The sequence below is a fragment of the Flavonifractor sp. An112 genome, assembly GCF_002161085.1.
GTDB lineage: Bacteria > Bacillota > Clostridia > Oscillospirales > Oscillospiraceae > Flavonifractor > Flavonifractor avicola.
This window is the reverse complement of sequence record NZ_NFLU01000004.1, coordinates 106,312-127,481: the sequence shown is the minus strand read 5'-3', so window position 1 is coordinate 127,481 and position 21,170 is coordinate 106,312. Positions and strand designations below refer to the sequence as shown.

Here is a 21,170-nt window from a genome sequence, read left to right as displayed (position 1 = left end):
GCGGGCCAGAAGCCCGCCCTTACCGATTCAAAACGCCTTCCACCACACGCCAGATGCCCTGGGTGTCCTGACTGGACTGCACGTTAGAGAAGCCCTGCTCAATCAGCAGCTGCTCCACATCCGGAGCCTGTCCAATCCCCACCTCAAAAAGGAGGGAGCCGCCCAGCCGCAAAGCGGGGCCCCACTGGGCAGTCACCGCCCGGTAGAAATCCAGGCCGTCGGCGCCGCCGTCCAGAGCGGTACGAGGCTCAAAATCCCGGACAGAGCGGTCCAGTCCGGCAATATCTCCGGTGGGAATATATGGCGGGTTGCAGGCAATGACGTCAAAATCCCACAGCGCTCCGTCCGGAGGCTGAAGGGCGTCGGCCTGGAAGCAGGTCACCCGGGCATTCAGGTCACACCGTCGGATATTCTGCTTACAGGTTTTCAGGGCCGCCTCGCTGAGATCAGCCAGCACCACCCGGCAGTCGGGCACGTTGGAGGCCACCGCCAGACCCACGCAGCCGCTGCCAGCGCACAGATCCAGCACCCGTGCCCCCTCCCCTGCCGCCCGGGCCAGCAGAATGGCCCGCTCAGCCAGCAGTTCAGTATCCATGCGGGGGATGAGTACATCCCGGTTGACGGTGAGAGGCAGGCCGTAAAATTCCCACTCTCCAATGATGTAGGCCACCGGTTCTCCGGACAGCCGCCGCTCCACCAGCTCCTTCAGCTTCTCCTCCACCGCGTCAGAAGCATAGAGGGCCATATCCCGGTAATACTGCTCCCGGTTCTTTCCGGCGGCAGCGCACACCAACTCCCGGGCCTCCAGCTGGGCACCCTCCACCCCTGCTTCCCGCAGGCGGCGGCGTACGTCCAGATAGAGGTTGTTGTAGGTGGTTGCCATGCTGTAACCACTCCTCGTCTCTCTTGTTCTCTCTCAAAACACCTTTATTGGGTGTTACCACCGATCTTTGCCCTGCTCCTGAGGCAGCACCAGGGTAAAGGCCCGGATGCCCACCTCGATCATGGAATCGTCCGGTTCAAAGGTAGTCCAGTTCTGGAGCCACATACCGGGAGCAGACATCATCCGGGTAAACCAGTTGTCATGCCGGCCTACCAGACGGTTGAACTCATAGGTCAGGCTGACGATCACCGGCAGCATCAGCAGATGCAGGCCCATCCGCAGGAAGGTATTGGTCACCTCCACAAAGGAGAACACCACGCTGGACAGCAGGATGCTCACCACGATCACCACAAAGAGGAAGCTGGTACCGCAGCGGGGATGGTGCCGGGGTTGCTTACGGACGTTCTCCACCGTCAGGGGCAGACCGTGCTCATAGCAGAAGATGGTCTTATGCTCCGCCCCGTGATATTGGAATACCCGATGGATATCCTTCATGTGGGAGCACAGGATCAGATAGCCCACAAAGATTACAATACGAACCACACCCTCCAGCACGTTGCGCAGCCACATGGCCAGGGGGGTAAAGTGGCCCAATAGGCCCACCAGGGCGGTAGGCAGCAGAATGAAGAGTCCCACCGAGAAGCAGATACCCAGTACCACTGCCAGGGTCACCAGGGCGGAGGCCGCCTTTTCGCTGCCCAGGTGCTTGTCCAGCCACTGCTCAAATTTAGAGGGTTCCTCCGGCTCCTCCTCGTCCTCAGGCACGAAGGATGCGGAGTACATCAGCGCCTTGACGCCGTTGGCCATGGAGGAACAGAAGTTAAAGACGCCCCGGATGAAGGGCACACCCAGCACCGGATGCTTGTCCTTGATGAGCACCCGCTCCTCTACTTGCTCGGCCAGTTCCCCGTCCGGCTTGCGGACCACCACGGCCTTTTTCTCCGGCCCCAGCATCATGATGCCTTCGATCAGGGCCTGACCGCCGATCATGGTCTTATACGGCGTGTCGCAGGCACGTTTCGTCTGTTTTGACATTCGTTCCATGTTCTCCTTGCTATTTGGATTCATATCTAACATATTGTATCAGACCCGCACCCCGATTGCAAGGGGTGCGGGTCTCTTTTTTAAAACAGATGTTCGATTTACCTGACATTTCCTCACTGGGGCTGGATGGGCAGACGGACGGTGACGATACAGCCGCCCCCCTCGGCGTTGCCAATCTCCAGCACACCCTCATGGCGGCTGACAATCTCATCGCACACCGCCAGGCCGATGCCGGAGCCTCGGGCCTTGGAGGAACCCTTGTAGAACTTGTACTTGACGTGGGGCAGCTCCTCCTCGGGAATGCCAGGACCGTAGTCCCGGATGGTGATAACCACCATATCCTCCTCCCGGTGGATAGCGGTATCAATGCGTTTACCCGAGCCGCCGTGCTTGGCGGCGTTGTCCAGCAGGTTGCAGAACACCTGCCGCAGCCGCTCCGGATCGCCTTCAATGGGCGGAAACTCCTCGTCGCAGTCGAAATGGTTGAGCTCGATGCCCTCCCGGCGGAAGAACTCCCGGTAGGTGTATACCGCGTCCTCCAGCTCCGCCTTGATGTCCATGGGCTCCACCGACAGGGTGAAACGACCGTCCTGGATGCGGGAGAACTCCAGCAGCTCCTCCACCATGTTGGTCAGCCGCCGGGCCTCAGAGACGATGATGCCCATGCCCTTCTTCACATCGGCACCGTCCCGCACCTCGCCGTTCATGATGGTCTCCGCCCAGCCGTTGATGGCCGTCAGAGGGGTACGCAGCTCGTGGGACACTGAGGAGATAAATTCATTCTTCATCTTCTCGCTCTGGTTGATCTTCAGAGACATATCATTGATGGCGTCGGTCAAATCACCGATCTCGTCGTCAAAGCGCTTTTCGATCTGCACGCCGTAGGACCCGGCGGCGATGCGCTTGGCGGTCTCCGTGATTCCCGCCACCGGCTCCACAATGGAGCGGACAAAGTACAGGTTGGAAAAGTAAACAATAGCCAGGATCACCATACCGATGCCCAGGGAGATGGCTACCACAATAACGATCTGCCAGTCCACGTTCCGCAGAGAGGTAACATAGCGCATGGCACCCACCACTTCCCCGTCGATGATAAGGGGGCTGGTGGCAGCCATAATATGCTCCCCAGTACTGGGGTCGGAGCCGGTCCACACCTCGGTCTTGCCCTGGCTCAGCGCCTTGGAGATATCAGGGGTACCCGGAGAACGGAAGGCAGTCAGGTCCGAACTGGAGTAGCGGATCTGGCCGCTGGCGTCCAGGAACTCCACCTCCAGCTGGTCGCTGGACTGGTCGCTGCCTACCAGCGTCCGGGCATACTCATAGTAGGAGTCGCCGCTGGCCCGGTAGTAGTTGAAGCTGCGCACCGCGCTTTCCGCCTTTTGGGACAGAGATTCGCTGAGAGTCGAATAGTAGTAGCTGCCCATGGCTGCGGAAAAGGCAGTCACCGCCAGTAGCACGATGAAGAGCACCACGCTGATGGAGTTGACCATCCAACGCTTCCGAATGCCGCGGATGCCTTTGATTTTCTTCATAGGTCGATGTTTCACCACCTGGGTTTGATAAAAAATAGCGCGTCACAGGGTTGGGCGGCCGCCGTCAGAAGCCCCACTTGTAGCCGTAGCCCCATACCGTTGTTATAAAGGTAGGATTCGTCGGGTCGTCCTCGATTTTGATCCGCAGGCGGCGGATATTCACGTCCACGATTTTCAGCTCGCCGAAATAGTCCCGGCCCCACACGGAGTCCAGGATCTCCTCCCGGGACAGAGCCTTCCCCGGATTGTCCATAAACAGTTTCATAATGGAATACTCCACCTGGGTCAACTTAACCCGCTGTCCGTTCTTCTCCAGGGTGCGGTTGCGGGTGTTCAGCAGGAAGGGCGGCTGACTGATCTCGCCGGTGTCCACCGCCTCCGCCCCGCCGGTACGGCGGTACAGGGCATCAATGCGGGCGGTGAGCTCCGCCGGGGAAAAGGGCTTGGTCACATAGTCGTCGGCGCCGGTCATCAGCCCGGTGACCTTATCCATCTCCTGTGTGCGGGCGGTAAGCATAATGATGCCGATGTTATTGTCCCCCGCCCGGATGCGGCGGCATACCTCAAAGCCATCCATATCAGGCAGCATAATGTCCAGCAGCGCCACCTTGATATCCGGGTTGCGCTTGAGCTGGGCCAGGGCCTCCTCGCCGGTCTCGGCCTCGATGGCCTCATAACCGGCCCGCTTCAGGTTGATGACCACAAAGCTGCGGATGTTGGCCTCGTCTTCCAGTACGAGTACCTTTTTCATCCCATTCCCTCCTTATATTCCTGTCCGTGTCAGGACCAGTCGTTGGTAATCAGTGCAAAGTGTGCCTTCACGCCGCTCTCGTCCAGTCCGCAATCCCAGCTGTTCTGGATGAAGCGGGCGGCATAGATGGTGTCGCTGTCGTCATCCCCCTCCAGCAGCCGGAAGCGGCCCGACATATTGGCCCGCATATAGCGGTTGTCACCCCGCAGGGTGTAGATCACCAGGAAGGGGGCCGGGTCCACACTGGCGTCTCCCTCCCAGTAGGAGAAGATGACCGCCCGCTCTCCCCCGCCGGCCACGTCGCTGCGGGACAATGTGATCTTGCCGTCCCAGCTATCCGGCAGGATAAAATACCAGCCGTCCTGATCGTTGTAGTAGGTGGAGAAGACCGGATGGGAGTTGCCGTTGATATCGTACTGCCGCCAGCGGATGGCCCAGAAGTTCACCGCAATGCTGGTGCTGCTGGGATCAGGCAGCGCATAGGGGTCAGGCAGCTCCATAATGCCGTCATTATTGATGTCTTTTGCTGTCACCGCTGTATACCAACGGATGGTATTGTCACTCTCCCCTGTCTCAGGATCCAGGGTGATGTTCTGGATCCGTCCGTTTTTCCAGGCGAAAATATCGGTGATCTGCCCGGTCTGGCTGTAGGCGGTGCTGGAATCGTAATCGGTCTCGCTGCCGCTGCGGCCATAGGCAGAGCTGACAAAAACCGCCGGGATGTTATCCTGCAAATATCCAGTCTTAACTCCGCCCTCCGGCAGGCTGGTAACATTGTGGGACAGGAGCGCCGAGGAGTCCAATCCCAAGATGCCGTTCTTGTAGTTATACAACTCCACCCGGTTGCTCTCCTCAGTGACGCCGGTCTGGATCACCACGACCTCGTCCTGGCCATCCTGGTCCATATCGCAGATCTGGAAATTGGTATAATTGGTACGCATCAGCTCCAGTACCTGGCCGTTGTGAATGGAATAGGCAGCCAGGGAGTGGTTCTGATCGCTCATCATCTGCCAGCTGACGATGATCTCCTTGCTGGGACTGTCGTCCAAATTCTCATAGGAGACATAGTTGATGGCCGAACCCTCGCCTTCAATAATGGCCGCCACCTCATAGTCGTCTCCGGTCTGACGATAAATGTAGATCTTCAGGGGGCGCTCCGACGAACTGACCCGGAAAAAAGCGATGGCCTCCTGAACACCGTCGCCATCCAGATCCTGAAGCTGTACCTTCTGGGTCAGTTCTCCGGTGAGGGGGGCGGCGTACTCGCCGCCGGCGTTAAGGACTTCGTTGATCTTATTATCCAGCTTCAGATAGTCGTCCGGCGCTCTGGGCGGGGCGTAAAGGTCGTCCACCGACTGGGAAAAGCAGCCTGTCAGCAGCATTAACAGCCCTGCCGCCAAAATCAGTCTGAGTTTTTTCATGGATTTTCTGCCCTCCGTGGGAATTTTCGATAGTGTTATCATAACACATCTTCCGGTGAAATGGTATGGCGTTTTCTGAATTTATTCCGATTACAGGGCTTGCCATCTGTCCGCAATTCGTGTATAATACCATCCAGACCGCATATAGGACGCCGGTGTGATGGAATGGTAGACGTGACGGATTCAAAATCCGTTGGTGGCAACACCGTGTGGGTTCGAGTCCCACCACCGGCACCACGTCGGAGCAGGCTTTGTATCGCTTGCTCCGACGTCTTTTTATGCCGATAACAAACGGAAGGCACACCCAACGGTGTGCCTTCCGTTTTCTGCTTCATCGGGACAAAATACCTACCAACTGCTGTTCCAGTTCCTCTGCCCGGACACAGATCTGGTTGATGCTCTCCAGCATCTCATCCAGCTGTTCCTTCTCCTTGGAGCCGGATACCTGCTGCTGGGCCAGCTCCACCTTGATCTGGGTCAGCTGGTTCTGGGTATCCTCCAGAATATTTTCAGTCTCCTTGCGGATCTTCTCCTTCAGAGCACCAAACGCCTCGTCCACCTGCCGGCGCACCGTCTCGGCGAAGTTGTTCTCACCCTTCATCCGCTGGATCTCTTCCAGCACCTGCGCCTTGAAGGACGCCTTGTAGGTCTCGATCTTCTCTCGGGAGAAGGTCTTGTCCACCACCCACTTACTGCTGAAAAGGCTGAGGGTACCTACCACCAGGGAGCCAACAATCACTACCGGCCAGGTGATCGGAATGGCCAGCGCAGGCATCAGCAGGCCGAACACACCGATGTTGCCCAGGGCCATGCCGCCCACACCGGTGGCGCCGCCCAGCAGCGCCCCCTTCCAGCCGGCCTCCTTGAAGCCTACATACACACCGCCGATGCCGAAACCAACCAGCGAGTTGGCTACCACACCGATCACCGAGTCTCCTCCCGACGCGCTGGTACGTTGGGGCATAAACATTCCATGGATGCGCTCGGTGGCCTGGAAGAAGTAATTCTCAAAGCCAGCCAGGCGCTGGGCCTCCCCCTCCAGTGCCACATTGATGGCGTTCTGGATGCGCTCGCTTACCGTCTGGCTTACCTTGGCCACCGCGTTTTTCACCTGGTTGGTCAGCGCCTGGGCCGTGGCAGCGGCATTTTCCTTCTTCAGGTCGGAGTTGCTGATGGGATAGGCGTCAATGGCATCGGATACCGCCTGCTCCACTGTATCCCAGTAACTGTCGATCATGGGCAGCAGGCCCGCAAAGGCCTTGTCGGCATTTTCATTGACGGTATCAAATTCCCGGCTGCGCTCCTTTCGGACCGACTCAATCTCCCCCAGCGCAGCTGTATATTTCTTTTCAAACTCGCTGGCCATCATGTCCATGCTGCTCATCCGCAGCTGAATGGCCTTCACCAGCTCCATGGAGGCGGTTTTGATCCGGCTCACCGGCACGCTGAGGGTGATCGCTCCCCGCTCCTCCGACAAGAACTTCTCCAGTGCCGCTTCAAACGTGGGGAAGCAGCTGTCCTCCAACATCTGCACATCGCCCTTGACCTTGGCCTTCAGCGCCTTCTTGGCGGACAGTCCGTACAGATTGATGTTGCCCAGCTTGCGCTGATAGGTCTGATACTCCCGGGAATCCACGCCATAGACGCTTTCCGCCTTCTTCAGCACGTGCTCCTGGATGCGGCGCTTGATGTTCTCCAGGACCCGATCCACATCCTCCTCGTCCAGCAGATCGATGCCGGTGACCACGAACAGCACCCGCCCCAGATCGCTGGTGATGATCTTGCTCTCCAGGAAGTCCCGCTCCGACTCGGAGAAGGGCGCCTGAGCCATGATAACCATCAGGGCGGCGTCAATGGTAGGCAGTACCGACATGGTCACCTCGGTCATAGCCGCGTCGTCGTTGAGGCCGGGGGTATCGATGATGGTAACACCGTTTTTACAGTAGTTGATAGGATAATAAACCACTGCCTCCTTGATGGTCTTGGCCCGCTCCTCGCTCTCCCGGGTCAGCTTGGTGACGTAGTTGTCCAGCTCCTCAATGCCGATCTGCTCCTTGCGTCCGTCCTTATATTCCACGGTGACAAAGGGCGTCACATTGTAGGTGATCTTATTGAGGGTGGCGGTGGTAGGCAGCACGTCCACCGGCAGGATGTTTTTGCCCAGCAGGGCATTGATGACGGTGCTCTTGCCCCGCTTGAACTCACCCACAATGGCCACGTTGAAGTTGTCGTTGGCCATCCGCTTGAGTATCTCGTCAATGCCATTGATGTTGCCGTTCAGATCCAGCTTCTCACTGTACTCCCGCAGTTTCTTCAGATCGGTAGTAATGCTGGTCATGGTCTGCTTATAGTTGATAAATCCGCTGAATGAAGTCTCCTGGCTGTTCTTCTCCTCTGCCATAGGTGTTCCCGCCTTTCTCTCTGTCAATGGCGCCGGAAAAGAGGGTCTCCTTTTCCGGTCGTTCTCTGTATCTTATCCAACTCTGGGACCGTCCTCCCACTCCCGCAGCAGAGCCTGGGTATTACTCCAGGCCTGATTGACCGTCTGGCGCAGATTGTCCAGATTCTGCTCGTAGGCCCTGCGCTGGCCGTCCAACTGGCGATACTGCTCTTGCTGTCTCTGGGCTAGGCGTTCCCGCAGCGGTTCATTGCGCTCAGGCAGCTGAGCACAACAGCGTCCCTTCACCGTCTCGGCAGCATCCACAATTCGCTGGGCCATGGCTTGCACCGAGCGCTGCAAATAGGGGCGGAAATAGCGGATGAAGTTGCAGTGAGCCAGATCCGGCACGTTGGGATAAGGGCCGTCCACCCAAACAAAGCTCTGGGCAGTCCATGTATCCTCTGCTTCCTGCAACAGATAGCCGTACTCCTTCATCAGCGGCTCATCCACACCGGCCTGGTTGCCCACCACGCTGATCTGCTCCAGCACCTGGGCAAGCCGGCTGAGTAGCATGGGTTTTAATTGTTGCTGCCAGCAGCCATCCATCTGTTCCGGGATCTGCAAGATCACCGGATTGATCGCCTGGAATACTGCCATATGTTCCGCAACCCTGACCCCGCTCAGCGCCCGGATCACAGCGGCTGTCGCCTTCTCTTCCTCCTGACGCAGGGGCTCCAGCACCAGCTCCATGACGTCCGGCTGCTGCCGGAAAAGTTCCTCCAGCTGTTGGGAAAAATCCCCAAAAAAGCGTTGGGTACGCCGCTGCATCTCCCGAAGTCTATCCTCTTCCCGCCGGAAAAAGCCCTCCCGCTCCCGCTGGGCCTCCTCCAGATGGGTCACTACCCACTCCATACCGGCAGCCGCCTTCCAGACGGCACACTCCATCTGGCGGCCTGCCAGAGTCTTTTTCAGGTCGTTGAGAAAACCTTCAAAATGACTCTGAGCCAGCAGCTTTTTCTGGTTGCTCACGAAGGACTTCAGGGCCAGGGAGGCCGAGACACCGCTGAGCCGAACCTGGTCCAGAACTCGGTGGGCCTTCCGCAGCACCTCTTCTGAGGCCCGGCGTTCCTCCAGCGCCCCAAAAACCTCCTGCCGGATGCGGCGGCTCACCGCCTCCACGTAGTCCTCGTACACATAGTCGTCCTCGTCCAGCTGGTCCAGAAAGGTCATGACGAAGATAATGTCATCGATGTTTTTGCTCTCCAGCATCTGACAAACAAAGTCCCGCTCGGTGCTGCTGAAGGGTACCCGGGCGTGGATGGGCATAATGACCGCATCCACCTGGGGCAGGGTCTCCAGGGTAATGCGGGTCATTTCCCGCTCGTCGTTCAGGCCCGGAGTGTCAATGATCTCAATATGGTTCTGACAGATAACGCTGGGATAGTACAGCACCGTCTCCTGTACGGTCTCAGAGACCGCCCGGCCCTCCTCCGTCAGCTTGGTCACATAGTCCGCCAGCCGGTCCACCGGGATCTCCTGCTCCCGACCGTCCCGGAAGCGCACCACAGCCCGCTCCTCCACTCCGTAGGTAATACGGTTTACGGTGGCAGTAGTGGGGGTAGCGTCCGCCGGCAGCACCGGCAGGCCCAACATGGCGTTGATGAGGGTACTCTTTCCCCGCTTGAACTCCCCCATCACCGCCACGCGGTAGCGCTTGGTGCGAATCAGCTCTTTACACTCCTCTAACCGCTCCGTCAGGGCCGGATCCAGCTCCATGACCTCCAGCATCTTCTGCAGCTGGACCAAATCCTCATATAATTGAAACTCAACCGCCTTGACAGAGTGCTCCATCGTCCGTACCTCCACCTTGATGTCTGGTCAGCCGTGCGATGAGGTTCTCTGTCTCCAGCAGCAGCTTGTCTAGGCTGCCGCCCCGCTCGTCCGCCATGGATTCCGCCGGTTTTCTGGTCTGTGTATCCAACCAGAGTTCCTTCCGCTGCATGATCTCGCCGCACATCCTGCGGTAGGCCTGATTGATGTTTTGCTCAGCGGCGGAAATTGCCCGTTTGGTAAACTGCTCCACCTGTCCCTTGACCGCTTCCAGCACCTTGCCCCTCTGCACGTCCACACTGGAGCGGAATACCTTCTCACCCAGCACCGTGCTGCCCGCGCCCAGGCACAGATTGGTAACAATGGCAGCTGGACCGCCTGTACCGGCCAGCAGTACATACCCGGCGGCAGTAGCCAGGGTTCGTCCTACCTGAAAGTTGACCTTTTTCTTCTGGATGTCCTCCAGTCCGGCGATCTGTTCGCCGCTGCCGATATCGATCAGATCCTTGTCCATGATGCCGATGCGGCCCACCGACAGGGTCTGCCGGTAGTTGCGGGCCATAGTCTCGTTGATTCCCCGAAGATCATCGCTGAAGGTCCTGGCAAACTCCTGCTCCATGGCAGCGGAAAACCCGGTCATCTCCATTTTCATCCGGTAGGGGTAGTCCTCCTCCCACCACCGCTTGGGTTCACTGACATGGGACAGCTCATATTGGAATTTCTCCAGCAGCAGCTGCTCCTTCTCAGCGGCAAAGCTGCGGATACTGGTGATACACGCTGGGGCCCGGTCCTTCAGTTCGGAAATCATCATGTCCCACAGCTGTCCCGCCTGCTCTGCGGCTTGTCTGGCTGCCTGCTGCTGGTCCTGAGCCTTTTGGGTTCGTTGATTCCTGGCTTGCTCCGCCCTGCAGCGCAAATCGTCGGCCGCTATGGTCAACAGCCCGGCAAGCCGGTCCCGGGCCGCCTGTTCCCGCAGCTGGCTGTGCTCCGGGGCATCCGCCCAGTCCATCAGCCGTCTAATGATCTGCTCTCGGCCGCCGGGGACTCCCTCTTCCCCGCTCCAGTCATGGGCCACGTACACCTCCACCGCCGGACTGATCTCCCGGACCTTGTCCCGGATATGGGCCACTACCCTGGCCCGGGATTCCTCCTCGATCTGGTCCAGCTTGGTGATAACCACCATGATGCGGGGCACTTCCCGGGCCAGCAGCCGGCTCTGGATCCATTTGCGCTCCGTGCCGCTGACCGGCGTACGGGCCGAAACGGCAATGATCACGCCGTCCGCACCAGTGAGGGCCTCCTCTGCCAGGATGGTCCGCCGCTCCACAAGATCCCCGGTGCCCGGAGTGTCCACCAGCTCCAGCCGGTGCTGACCCAGCCATGGAATGTCCACGCCCACATAGAGGGCGCCCTGCGGGTCCGCTCTGCCCTCTCCGGCCAGAAACCGCTGCCATGCCTGCTCCTTCAGGGGGTAGCCCGTCTTTTTTCCGTCAGGGCCTACATGAACCAGCATCTCCTTATTATGGTAGGTCACTGTGGTACGCAGGGCGGTCGTGGGCAGGGTCCTGACCGGCAAAATCGGCCGGTCCAGCAGCTCGTTGATAAGGCGGCTTTTACCTCGGGAGAACTCTCCTACCACCACTACGCTGAATTTACGGGCATTCACCCAGCGATGGAGCCCCTCCGCCTGCTTGGCCAGCTTAGCATAGCGCCCTGCCGCCAAAATACTGCAGGCCTGGGTATATTCCTCTTTCCACACGTCCGCCCACCCTCTTCTCCATGATAATCTCTTCCGTGCCTTCAGATGGGACAGAAGAAGCGATAAAATCTCTGATCGATCCGCAGATACTGGGGATACTGGTCCGGCTCCATCAGACGGCAGAACAGAGCCCCCATCTCCTCCCGGGCAGTAAAGGGCTTACCCTGAAGAATGGCCCGTACCATCTCATCGTAATAGTCATACAAGCGGGCACACAAAGCCTGGTATTCCTTTCGCCCTATCCCCGCAAGGGCCTCATGGGGAAAAGATCCCACAGGCTTTGACCAGTCCAGGTCCTGCCAGCCCTGCTGATGGGGATAAACGGTATAATCCAACAGCATATCCGGGTTGCCCAGGGGCACTGTGGCCGAACAGTACAGGGGATAAAGGATGGTCTTATCCCCCGCCCGTCCCCGGGCATAATAGGGGATGGTCACACACAGGGTCTTGCCCAGCCGCCGGATGGCAGGCCAGCCGGACACCAGTTCCTGGGGAATGCTTTTTCGCCGGAATTCGCCCCGGTTAAAGCTGCGGATCAGCTGATAAACGGATGGTATCTGCATCTCTTGCATCGCACTTTGCTCCTTTCACCAATGACACGTCTGTTCCCTCAGGCGTAAGCCTCCACCATATAGCAGCCGCTGTCCTCCCAGGCGTCCATAAACTCGTCCAGAGGGACCTGAGCGCCGCCGCCGTTGGAGGCGCCGGGGTCATTGAGGATCACCATAGGCTCATCCGGGTCGGTATAGTCGATGCCAATGACCTGTACCGCGTGATCGGCCTGCATACCGGGGCCGAAGTTGTCGTCATTGACCCCTTCCCACAGCTCGCTGCTGTCCACCGCCACGATGACCTGACCGCCGTCCTGGAGACATTGAGCGATATCATCGATGGAATTGCCCTGGCTGCGCTCCACGTCCAGTCCCATATGCTCCAGAATATTGCCCACGTCGTCCATGGGGGTACCCGCCTGGGGCATATACCAGCCGTTGGCCTCGGCCAGATCCCGCAGGTCCGACTCCTCAAATTCCTGTCCGGTAAGCTCCTCCAGCACAAACTCCTGGGAAGCCACCGCACAACTGCTTCCAGTCTCCTGCCAGTGCCAGTTTTCCATGGCGCTTTCCGGATCGCCGATCACCTTACTCGGGTCAGCCTGGTCGGGATCAAAGGGTTCAAAATTGGGAACTGCGCCATAGCCGGGGTCGGGCTGAGGCTCCACTTCCGCCTGAGGTTCAGGCTCGTAGAAGGGGTCCGCCTCGTCGTCAAAGATCTGATCGTCCTGATCATCGGGACGATTTTGGTCGTCCGCCTGAGGTTCACGGTCGTCGGGCGCAAGCTCCACACCGTGGAACACGCCGTCGCCATCCAGGTCCTCCGTCATCTGGAATGCATCGAAGCGGCCGTCTCCATCTGTGTCCATGGCCGTATGGGCCATATCAAAGACGCCGTCTCCGTCCAGATCCACAAACTGGTCCAGGCGTTCAAACACACCATCCCCATCCAGATCCATACCCATCTGCTGATAATCAGCCAGACCGTCTCCATCTAGGTCCACAGCAACGGTATCCACATTCAGATCGGCAACTCCGTCCAGGTCACCGTCCACACCCACACTTACCCGCTGGGCATCGATGATGCCGTCTCCATCCAGGTCAAAAGCCTGGTTGACCAGCTGGGTCTCCAGAATGCCATCCCCGTCCAAATCCAACCCCTGCTGCTGGACCACCATATCGGGGATTCCGTCCCCGTCCAGGTCCACCAGTACCGGGTCACTGTTCTGCTCCTGCTCTCCCGCCTGGGACATAAGCCCATCGTCCGGCTCTTTCGGCAGGTCATCCAGGTCAAACAGGTCCATGAAGTTGTCCAACATATCCGCAAACATGATCATGCTCCTCTCTGCACTCATCTCTGGATTTATACCGCTGATTGCGTCTTGGGAAAGGGCTGTTTCGGCCTGGGCAGGCCGGTCCGCCCACCATTTCTTTCCTCGTTTCACCGTCTTCCCTCCGCGTGCCGCCACCGGCCCACAGTTCCGACCAGTTCCGACTGGATTCTGCAATTTTATCTCTTCCAGTATACCCAATTTATTCCTCTCTGACAATAGAAAGATGGACGCACCTTACAGAATATCCGAATTTCACAGAGCCGCATATGCAAAATCCCCCGGCGCTAATCGCGCCGGGGGATTTCAGCCGTATGAAGTTGAACTGTCTTACACCTGGCTCAGGAAACGGAGGAAGGCCTCCTTACCCTCCGGGGTACGGGCGTAAACGCCGGCGTGCTCCAGCACCTTGGCAAACACCAGGCCGGTCTCGTGGTAGACCACGTCCAGGGCGTTGTCAGGAGTAATCTGGGAGGCAAAGCCCTCCGCCCAGTCAGCGTGGGGTGCGGTCAGCGGGTCGGAGCGCAGGTCGCCGCCCTGTGCCAGCTTGTCCGCCACCGCCGCCAGTTCAGTCTTGAGCCGGGCAGGCAGTACCGCCAGGCCCATGACCTCGATGAGGCCGATGTTCTCCTTCTTGATGTGGTGGAGCTCGGCATGGGGGTGATAGACGCCCAGGGGATGCTCCTCGGTGGTGATGTTGTTGCGCAGCACCAGGTCCAGCTCGTAGTCGCTCCCCCGCCGCCGGGCGATGGGGGTAATGGTGTTGTGAGGCTCACCGTCGGTCTCGGCGTAGATGAAAGCGCTCTCATCGGTATAGCCCCGCCAGCTGGTCAGGATGCGGTCGGCCAGGTCGATGAGCCGCTGGGGATCGGCACAGGTAAGGCGCACCACCGACATGGGCCACTTGACAATGCCGGCCTGCACATCCTCATAGCCCGGGAAGGTGAAGGGGGTCTCCACCGGAGCCTTCTCCATGGCGAAGGTGTAGCGGCCGCCCTGGAAATGGTCGTGGGCCAGGATGGAGCCGCCTACAATGGGCAGGTCGGCGTTGGACCCCACGAAGTAGTGAGGGAACTGACCCACGAAGTCCAGCAGCTTGCCGAAGCAGGCCTTGTCGATCTTCATGGGGGTATGGACACTGTTCAGGCAGATGCAGTGTTCATTGTAATACACATAGGGAGAATACTGCAAAAACCAGGGAGAACCGTTAATGGTAATGGGCACAATGCGGTGGTTCTGGCGGGCGGGATGGTTTACCCGTCCGGCATAGCCCTCATTCTCGGCACACAGCTGGCACCGGGGATAGGCGGAAGCAGGCAGGTTGCGGGCCGCCGCAATGGCCTTGGGGTCCTTCTCCGGCTTGGACAGATTGATGGTGATGTCCAGCTCGCCATACTCGGTCTGGGCCTTCCACTGCACGTCCTTGGCAATGCGGTCCCGGCGGATATAGTTGGTGTCCTGGCTGAATTTATAGTACCAATCGGTAGCCGCCTTGGGGTCCTGACGGTACAGGTCGTTGAAGGTATCAATGACCTGGGCGGGACGAGGCGTAAGGGCACCCATAAGCCGTGTGTCAAACAGGTCCCGGTAAGTTACGGTGTCCTCGGGCAGCATTCCCCGGGCACAGGCGTCGTCGGTGAGGGCGCCCAAAATGGCGGGCAGTTCCTCCTCCCCTACCTGTCCCACTTCCGGCAGGGCGCAGCTGTCCACCCGCAGGATGTCCAGCAGGGTGTTTACTGCCCAAATCCGCTCCTCGGGCCGGACAAGACCCTTTTCCACGGCGTAGGACACCAGCTTGGCAATGGCCTGGTCACGCTCCATGCTCAGCCCTCCTCAAAGCCGTTGGGATGGCTCTTATGCCAGGCCCAGGCGGAGGCCACGATGGTGTTCAGGTCGTTGTACTGAGGCTTCCAGCCCAGCACCTTGATGGCCTTCTCCGAAGAGGCGATGAGCTGAGCGGGATCGCCCGCCCGGCGGGGAGCCATCTTGGCGGGGATGGGGTGTCCGGTAACTGCCCGGGCCACGTCCACTACTTCCTTTACGGTAAAGCCCACACCGTTGCCCAGGTTGAACACGTTGTTCTCCCCGCCCTTGAGCAGGTAATCCAGAGCCAGAATATGGGCCTGAGCCAGGTCGGTGACATGGATATAATCCCGGATGCAGGTGCCGTCCTTGGTGGGATAGTCGTCGCCAAACACGCTGACCGCCTCCCGCTGGCCCAGGGGCACCTGGAGAATGATGGGGATCAGATGGGTCTCAGGATTGTGGGCCTCGCCGATCTGGCCGGAGATATGGGCACCGCAGGCGTTGAAGTAGCGCAGGGCCACGTATTTCAGGCCGTGGGCCTTGGAAACCCAGCTCATCATGTGCTCCATGGACAGCTTGGTCTCGCCGTAGCAGTTGGTGGGCACAGTACGGTCGTCCTCCAGGATGGGCACCCGCTCCGGCTCACCGTAGGTGGCGGCGGTGGAAGAGAATACGATCTTGTCCACGCCGTGGGCCACCATGGACTGGAGGAGCACCATGGTGCCGTGGAGGTTGTTGTCATAGTACTTCAGAGGATCGGACATGGACTCTCCCACCTGGGAGGAGGCGGCAAAGTGGATGACGCCCTCGATGTCCTCGGCCTGGAACAGGGTATCCAGAGCCCCCCGATCCCGGATGTCCAGCTGATAGAATTTTGCCTTGGGATGGACTGCGGCTTTGAAGCCAGTCTGCAGGTTGTCGGCCACCACCACGTCCCGGCCGGCCTCGATCAGTTCGTACACCGTGTGGGAGCCGATATATCCGGCTCCGCCCAATACCAAAATCGCCATTGTTCAGACGCGCTCCTTTCACTTCACTGTATGCACTTGTTCAGGGCCAGAGAACGGTGCCGCCCACAGGGCGGATGGACAGCACATGACAGCTGCCCTCCCCCAGGCAGGCCTCCACCTGCTTGCGGAAACTCTCCAGCAGATCCAGCGGCACAAAGGCCTGGATGGTACCGGCAAAGCCTCCGCCGTGAACCCGGCAAGCGCCCCGGCCGGACAGAGCCCGCTCCGCCACAGTGAGGGCCACCGCCATGGCCTGCTCCTTCACCGCGCCGATGGGAGTAATATTCTGGAGCAGATCCCAGGAGGAACGGCCCGACTGTTTCACCACTTCCAGGAAGGTATCCATATCTCCCTGCTCCAGGGCGTCGGCCTCCAGCTTCACCCGCTTGTCGTCGGCAAAGAAGTGGAGGGCACGGAGCACCGCCCGGTCCCCTACCGCCTTCCGCAGCTGGGGCAGGGCCTGGATCACCTGATCCTCCTCCACTTCCCGCAGCACCTGTTTACCAAAGTAGGCTGCCACCGCCCCCATCTCCTGGGGCACTGCGGCGTACTCCGCCGTCAGGTCGGCGTGGCTGGCCCCCGAGTCGATGATACACAGGGCATAGCCCAGGCCGGCCAGATCCACCGCTACCGTCCGCACCACAGGGGCGGCAGGGTCAGCAAAATCGATGGCCACCGCGCCGCCCACGGAGGAAGCTGTCTGGTCCATCAGGCCGCTGGGCTTACCGAAGTAAATGTTCTCTGCCTTCTGGCCCATCTGGGCAATTGTCACCGGGTCCAGCTCGTCCCGGCAGAACAGATGATTCTCGATGACACCCAGCAGCACCTCGCAGGCCGCCGAGGAGGACAGGCCGGAGCCGGGCAGCACCTCAGAGGTGGCATATACATCAAAGCCGGATACAGGATAGCCCCGCTGGGCGGCCTGAGCCGCCATACCCCGGACCAGGGAAGCAGTGGACTCCTTCTCCTCTTCCTTGGGCTCCAGGGTGTCCAGGTTCACCTCCACCAGGGGCCAGCCCTCAGACTGGAACCGGATGGTGTTGGTGCCGTTGGGGGCGGCGCAAGCCAAAAAGTCCAGGTCTACCGCGCCGGCCAGCACCCGGCCGTGCTGATGATCGGTATGGTTGCCGCAGATCTCGGTGCGGCCCGGGGCGGAGCACAGGGTCACAGGTGTGTTCTCCCCCGCCCCAAAGGTCTTTTGAAACCCATCCAGCAGATCCGCTACCCGTTTCCGGCCGGCGGTAAGGTCGTGACACAGCAGGCCCTTCAGCGGGCCATCCAGCTCCCCTGCGTTCAGTGCGTTACGCACAGCGCCCAGTTCTTGCATGGTTCTTCTCTCCTTTTGCGTCCCGGACAGAGCGGGCAGACCCCACTCCTCGGGCTGTTTCTTTCATCATAGCACATTCCGCCCTCAAATCCAATCCCTGACAGAGCGGTGTACAAAGAAAAACCGCTGCAAAGCAGAGCGGTCCCCCGCGTCTGCCCTGCAGCGGCTTCGCGCTTTTGCTTGATGGAATTACTTCTTCTGCACGTACTTCAGGCAGTCCAGCATAACAGCCACGAGGATGATGATGCCGGAGAACACGAACTGCAGGTTGGTGTCGATGCCCAGAGTGGTCAGAGAGTAGGTCAGGGCGGTGAAGATGAACACGCCCACCACACAGCCGGAGATCTTACCGATACCACCGGTGAAGGAGATGCCGCCCACCACGCAGGCCGCGATGGCATCCATTTCCCAGCCCTGGCCATAAGCGGCGGAGCCGGAACCGGTCATGCGCAGGCACTCCAGCCAGGAACCGAAGCCGTAGAGCACACCGGCCAGGATGAAGGCGCCCACAGTGACCTTGAACACGGAGATACCGGAAACCGCGGCGGCCTCAGGGTTGCCGCCCACAGCGAACAGGTTCTTGCCGAAGGTGGTCTTGTTCCAGATGAACCACACCACCGCCACGGCGGCTACCGCCCACAGGATGATGGTGGGGAAGCCGTTGATGCGGGGAATGACCATGCCGGGAATGGTGGAGTCAATGCCGCCGAAGGACACGCCCTTGGTGGAATAGGTCACCAGGCCGAAGATGACCAGCATGGTAGCCATGGTGGAAATGAAGGGGTGCATCTTGAACTTGGCGGTGAAGAAGCCGGCGATGGTGGTGAAGATGGTGCACAGCACGATGCAGACCACCAGAGCCAGGAACACCCGGACGATCACGGGGATGCCGGAGAAGTCAAAGAGGTAACCGAACACGCCGCCGGTATTGGGGCCGGAGTGCATTACGATGGTGGCTGCCGTCATGCCCATACCAACCATACGGCCGATGGACAGGTCGGTACCAGCCAGCAGGATGAGTCCCGCCACGCCCAGAGCCAGGAACATTCTGGGAGAGGCCTGAGACAGAATGTTGAGCACGTTGTTTACCGTCAGCAGTTGGACATTCTTGATGATCGGGGTGGCAATACAAAGGGCAATGAAAATAATGATAATGGCGATGTACAGGCCGTTTCTCAGCAGGAAGTCACGGCGGTTGAAGGTGTACTTGTAGTTCTCCCACTTCTGAGACATGGTCTCACCGAAGGTGAACTTGCTCATCCGCAGCATATCGATCAGGTGGAACTTGTGATCGAAGGCGGCATGGCGGCGGTCCTTGACCTCCTGCAGGTCCTTGGTCCGCTTCATCTTGGCGTCAAACAGGCGGTTCTTGTGGACGTATTTCTCGTCCTTGATCTCGTGGGGATCGCTCAGCTTGGAGAGGGTCGCCTGATGCTCCTTGTTGAGCTGATCCACCGCTGCGGCGTAATTGGTCAGGGCCTGCTGCTTCTCTTCTTTGCAGCTGGCGGTGACCGCCTGATAATAGTCGGTGTCAAAGTGTGCTTTCAGATAGGCCTCGGCATCGCCAATCAGCTTGGAAACCTGCTCCTTGTTCTTGGCCTCCACCTCTTTGGCCTTTGCCAGCTCTGCCTGATACTCCTTCAGCTTGGCAGCCTTCTCCTGGGCCGTATAGATCTTATCCCGCTTCAGGCTGTCAATGCTATTCTGAATGTCGATAACCTTGTCTGTGCCGTCCGCCCGCAGGGCGTCGATCTGTGCCTGGATCTTACCGACATACTCGTCAATGGGCTGACGCAGTTTTTCCTCCTGCTCAGCCGTCAGAATTTTCGAATTATTTGCTACCATAAGCAATTTCTCCCACTATAATGTCGCTCAGATCATCCGCTGTACGGGTGATCTGCGGGGCCTTACCATATCATGGCGTTCAGCCTTTGTTGCAATACACACAAAGCACGTATGCTTTGTCCCCTCCACCATTACAGGTACTTTGCACTCAAGCGCAAAAGCTCCTCCTGATTGGTCTCCTTGGTGTTGACGATACCGGACAGGTGTCCGTTGGACATCACGCCGATCCGGTTGGTGATGCCCAGAATCTCAGGCATCTCGGAAGAGACCACGATGATGGTCTTTCCCTGCTTGGCCATTTGAATGATCAGCTCATAGATCTCATACTTGGCGCCCACGTCGATGCCGCGGGTAGGCTCGTCCATCATAAATACCTGGGGCTCCCGCTCCAGCCACTTGCCGAAGATGACCTTCTGCTGGTTACCGCCGGACAGGCTGGTAATCATGTCGTCCGGTCCCATGCACTTGGTGTGCATGACCTTGATCTCCTTGTTGGTGGCCTTCACCATCTTGGGCGTGGACAGAGCCACACCGGACTTGTACTGCTGCAGGTTGGCAATGGTAGTGTTAAAGGTAAGGTCACACTTAAGGAACAGGCCGTTGGCTTTACGCTCTTCGGTGATCATGGCAAAACCATGTTCAATAGCCTCTTTGGCGCTGTTGAAGTTCATCAGCCGGTTTTTGAAATACACCCGCCCAGCCGCGCGGGTACGCACACCGAAGATGGTCTCCAGAAGCTCGGTACGACCGGCGCCCACCAGGCCATACAGGCCGAAGATCTCGCCCTCCCGGACGTCAAAGGTGATGTCCTGAAGATGAGGCGCGTACTTGGTGGACAGGTGCTGCACCGAGAGGATAGTGTCTCCCGGCTGATTGTCCACCGGCGGGAAGCGGCTCTCCAGGGAGCGGCCCACCATAGCGGTGATCAGCTCGTTCATATTGGTCTCCTTGGAGGGCTTGGTCATGACCAGATTACCGTCCCGCAGGACCGAGATCTCATCGCAAATCTCAAAGATCTCATCCATCTTATGGGAAATGTAGATCAGAGCGATGCCCTGCTCCTTCAGCATCCGCATCATTTCAAAGAGTTTGTCCACTTCCTGCACGGTCAGAGAGGAAGTGGGCTCGTCCAGCACGATCACCTGCGAATTATAGGAAATTGCTTTGGCGATCTCACACATCTGCCGCTGCGAAACGGACATATTCCGCATTGGCTGGGTCAGGTTGACGGTCATACCGAGCTTTCGGAACAGCTCGGAGGCCTTTTTCTTCATCCCGCCTTCATCCACAATACCTGCGGAGTTGGTGGGATAGCGGCCCAGGAACAGGTTATCGATGACGTTCCGTTCCAGGCACTGGTTTAACTCCTGGTGCACCATGGCAATCCCGTTTTCCAGGGCGTCCTTGGGGCCGGAAAAGCTGATCTCCTTACCATTGAGGAAGATCTTGCCTTCGTCCTTTTGGTAGGTACCAAAAAGGCACTTCATCATGGTAGACTTACCGGCGCCGTTCTCGCCCATAAGTCCCATGACCGTGCCCCGCTTCACATCCAGATTGATGTGGTCCAGCACCCGGTTCCGGCCAAAGGATTTGCACATACCACGGATTGACAGGACAATATCATCTTTCGCATCTGCCATTCTCGTTACTCCCGTTTTGCATATTAGCAGTTTCAGCGAAAAGTCTGATTCTGCCGGTTT

General features: G+C 58.8%; 15 protein-coding genes and 1 tRNA gene. 1 reads left to right on the top strand and 15 read right to left on the bottom strand.

Features of this window, described 5'->3' with window-relative positions; genetic code table 11:
- Nucleotides 1–19: 19 nt before the first annotated feature.
- From prmC to B5E56_RS05050, 5 genes are all read right to left on the bottom strand, one after another.
- Nucleotides 20–883, bottom strand: a complete 864-nt coding sequence (gene prmC, locus B5E56_RS05070) for a peptide chain release factor N(5)-glutamine methyltransferase (protein WP_087388904.1) — start codon at nucleotides 881–883, stop codon at nucleotides 20–22.
- A 54-nt stretch (nucleotides 884–937) separates the two neighbouring features.
- The gene (locus B5E56_RS05065; RefSeq protein ID WP_087266268.1) at nucleotides 938–1,918 is read right to left on the bottom strand and encodes a DUF1385 domain-containing protein; all 981 of its coding nucleotides are present in this window, start codon (nucleotides 1,916–1,918) and stop codon (nucleotides 938–940) included.
- A 122-nt stretch (nucleotides 1,919–2,040) separates the two neighbouring features.
- Complete coding sequence (locus B5E56_RS05060) at nucleotides 2,041–3,459, bottom strand: sensor histidine kinase (protein WP_242958775.1); 1,419 nt, start codon at nucleotides 3,457–3,459, stop codon at nucleotides 2,041–2,043.
- A gap of 64 nt (nucleotides 3,460–3,523) precedes the next feature.
- Nucleotides 3,524–4,210 (bottom strand): response regulator transcription factor, encoded by a 687-nt coding sequence (locus tag B5E56_RS05055; RefSeq protein WP_087187359.1) that lies wholly within the window; start codon nucleotides 4,208–4,210, stop codon nucleotides 3,524–3,526.
- Nucleotides 4,211–4,239: 29 nt separating this feature from the next.
- Complete coding sequence (locus tag B5E56_RS05050) at nucleotides 4,240–5,631, bottom strand: hypothetical protein (protein ID WP_087388903.1); 1,392 nt, start codon at nucleotides 5,629–5,631, stop codon at nucleotides 4,240–4,242.
- 151 nt (nucleotides 5,632–5,782) lie between these two features.
- On the opposite strand from B5E56_RS05050, the gene B5E56_RS05045 reads away from it, so the two are divergent.
- Nucleotides 5,783–5,868, top strand: a tRNA-Leu gene (locus tag B5E56_RS05045).
- A gap of 94 nt (nucleotides 5,869–5,962) precedes the next feature.
- Here B5E56_RS05045 and B5E56_RS05040 read toward each other — a convergent pair.
- The 10 genes from B5E56_RS05040 to B5E56_RS04995 form a co-directional block, all read right to left on the bottom strand.
- Nucleotides 5,963–8,032, bottom strand: coding sequence for a dynamin family protein (locus tag B5E56_RS05040; protein ID WP_087187361.1), 2,070 nt, complete (start codon nucleotides 8,030–8,032; stop codon nucleotides 5,963–5,965).
- A gap of 72 nt (nucleotides 8,033–8,104) precedes the next feature.
- Nucleotides 8,105–9,862, bottom strand: a complete 1,758-nt coding sequence (locus B5E56_RS05035; RefSeq protein ID WP_087388902.1) for a dynamin family protein — start codon at nucleotides 9,860–9,862, stop codon at nucleotides 8,105–8,107.
- Nucleotides 9,837–11,600, bottom strand: a complete 1,764-nt coding sequence (locus B5E56_RS05030) for a dynamin family protein (RefSeq protein ID WP_087388901.1) — start codon at nucleotides 11,598–11,600, stop codon at nucleotides 9,837–9,839. Before B5E56_RS05030 ends, B5E56_RS05035 begins: the two co-directional genes overlap by 26 nt.
- Nucleotides 11,601–11,641: 41 nt before the next feature.
- Nucleotides 11,642–12,172 (bottom strand): hypothetical protein, encoded by a 531-nt coding sequence (locus tag B5E56_RS05025; protein ID WP_087388900.1) that lies wholly within the window; start codon nucleotides 12,170–12,172, stop codon nucleotides 11,642–11,644.
- A 38-nt stretch (nucleotides 12,173–12,210) separates the two neighbouring features.
- On the bottom strand, nucleotides 12,211–13,482 hold the full coding sequence (locus tag B5E56_RS05020) for a hypothetical protein (RefSeq protein WP_087388899.1): 1,272 nt from the start codon (nucleotides 13,480–13,482) through the stop codon (nucleotides 12,211–12,213).
- 330 nt (nucleotides 13,483–13,812) lie between these two features.
- Nucleotides 13,813–15,303, bottom strand: coding sequence for a UDP-glucose--hexose-1-phosphate uridylyltransferase (gene galT / locus B5E56_RS05015; protein WP_087388898.1), 1,491 nt, complete (start codon nucleotides 15,301–15,303; stop codon nucleotides 13,813–13,815).
- 2 nt (nucleotides 15,304–15,305) lie between these two features.
- The gene (gene galE / locus B5E56_RS05010) at nucleotides 15,306–16,298 is read right to left on the bottom strand and encodes a UDP-glucose 4-epimerase GalE (protein ID WP_087388897.1); all 993 of its coding nucleotides are present in this window, start codon (nucleotides 16,296–16,298) and stop codon (nucleotides 15,306–15,308) included.
- Nucleotides 16,299–16,338: 40 nt separating this feature from the next.
- The gene (locus B5E56_RS05005; protein ID WP_087388896.1) at nucleotides 16,339–17,625 is read right to left on the bottom strand and encodes a galactokinase; all 1,287 of its coding nucleotides are present in this window, start codon (nucleotides 17,623–17,625) and stop codon (nucleotides 16,339–16,341) included.
- Between the two features lie 189 nt (nucleotides 17,626–17,814).
- The gene (locus B5E56_RS05000; RefSeq protein WP_087388895.1) at nucleotides 17,815–19,470 is read right to left on the bottom strand and encodes an ABC transporter permease subunit; all 1,656 of its coding nucleotides are present in this window, start codon (nucleotides 19,468–19,470) and stop codon (nucleotides 17,815–17,817) included.
- A 131-nt stretch (nucleotides 19,471–19,601) separates the two neighbouring features.
- Nucleotides 19,602–21,110, bottom strand: a complete 1,509-nt coding sequence (locus B5E56_RS04995; RefSeq protein WP_087388894.1) for a sugar ABC transporter ATP-binding protein — start codon at nucleotides 21,108–21,110, stop codon at nucleotides 19,602–19,604.
- Nucleotides 21,111–21,170 lie beyond the last annotated feature (60 nt).

Excerpts from the sequence above, each read along its gene's own strand:
- B5E56_RS05040 (WP_087187361.1), bottom strand. The coding sequence starts at position 8,032 with ATGGCAGAGGAGAAGAACAGCCAGGAGACTTCATTCAGCGGATTTATC.
- galT (WP_087388898.1), bottom strand. The coding sequence starts at position 15,303 with ATGGAGCGTGACCAGGCCATTGCCAAGCTGGTGTCCTACGCCGTGGAA.
- B5E56_RS04995 (WP_087388894.1), bottom strand. The coding sequence starts at position 21,110 with ATGGCAGATGCGAAAGATGATATTGTCCTGTCAATCCGTGGTATGTGC.
- galE (WP_087388897.1), bottom strand. The coding sequence starts at position 16,298 with ATGGCGATTTTGGTATTGGGCGGAGCCGGATATATCGGCTCCCACACG.
- B5E56_RS05025 (WP_087388900.1), bottom strand. The coding sequence starts at position 12,172 with ATGCAAGAGATGCAGATACCATCCGTTTATCAGCTGATCCGCAGCTTT.
- prmC (WP_087388904.1), bottom strand. The coding sequence starts at position 883 with ATGGCAACCACCTACAACAACCTCTATCTGGACGTACGCCGCCGCCTG.
- B5E56_RS05065 (WP_087266268.1), bottom strand. The coding sequence starts at position 1,918 with ATGTCAAAACAGACGAAACGTGCCTGCGACACGCCGTATAAGACCATG.
- B5E56_RS05035 (WP_087388902.1), bottom strand. The coding sequence starts at position 9,862 with ATGGAGCACTCTGTCAAGGCGGTTGAGTTTCAATTATATGAGGATTTG.
- B5E56_RS05000 (WP_087388895.1), bottom strand. The coding sequence starts at position 19,470 with ATGGTAGCAAATAATTCGAAAATTCTGACGGCTGAGCAGGAGGAAAAA.
- B5E56_RS05060 (WP_242958775.1), bottom strand. The coding sequence starts at position 3,459 with ATGAAGAAAATCAAAGGCATCCGCGGCATTCGGAAGCGTTGGATGGTC.
- B5E56_RS05055 (WP_087187359.1), bottom strand. The coding sequence starts at position 4,210 with ATGAAAAAGGTACTCGTACTGGAAGACGAGGCCAACATCCGCAGCTTT.
- B5E56_RS05050 (WP_087388903.1), bottom strand. The coding sequence starts at position 5,631 with ATGAAAAAACTCAGACTGATTTTGGCGGCAGGGCTGTTAATGCTGCTG.
- B5E56_RS05020 (WP_087388899.1), bottom strand. The coding sequence starts at position 13,482 with ATGTTTGCGGATATGTTGGACAACTTCATGGACCTGTTTGACCTGGAT.
- B5E56_RS05005 (WP_087388896.1), bottom strand. The coding sequence starts at position 17,625 with ATGCAAGAACTGGGCGCTGTGCGTAACGCACTGAACGCAGGGGAGCTG.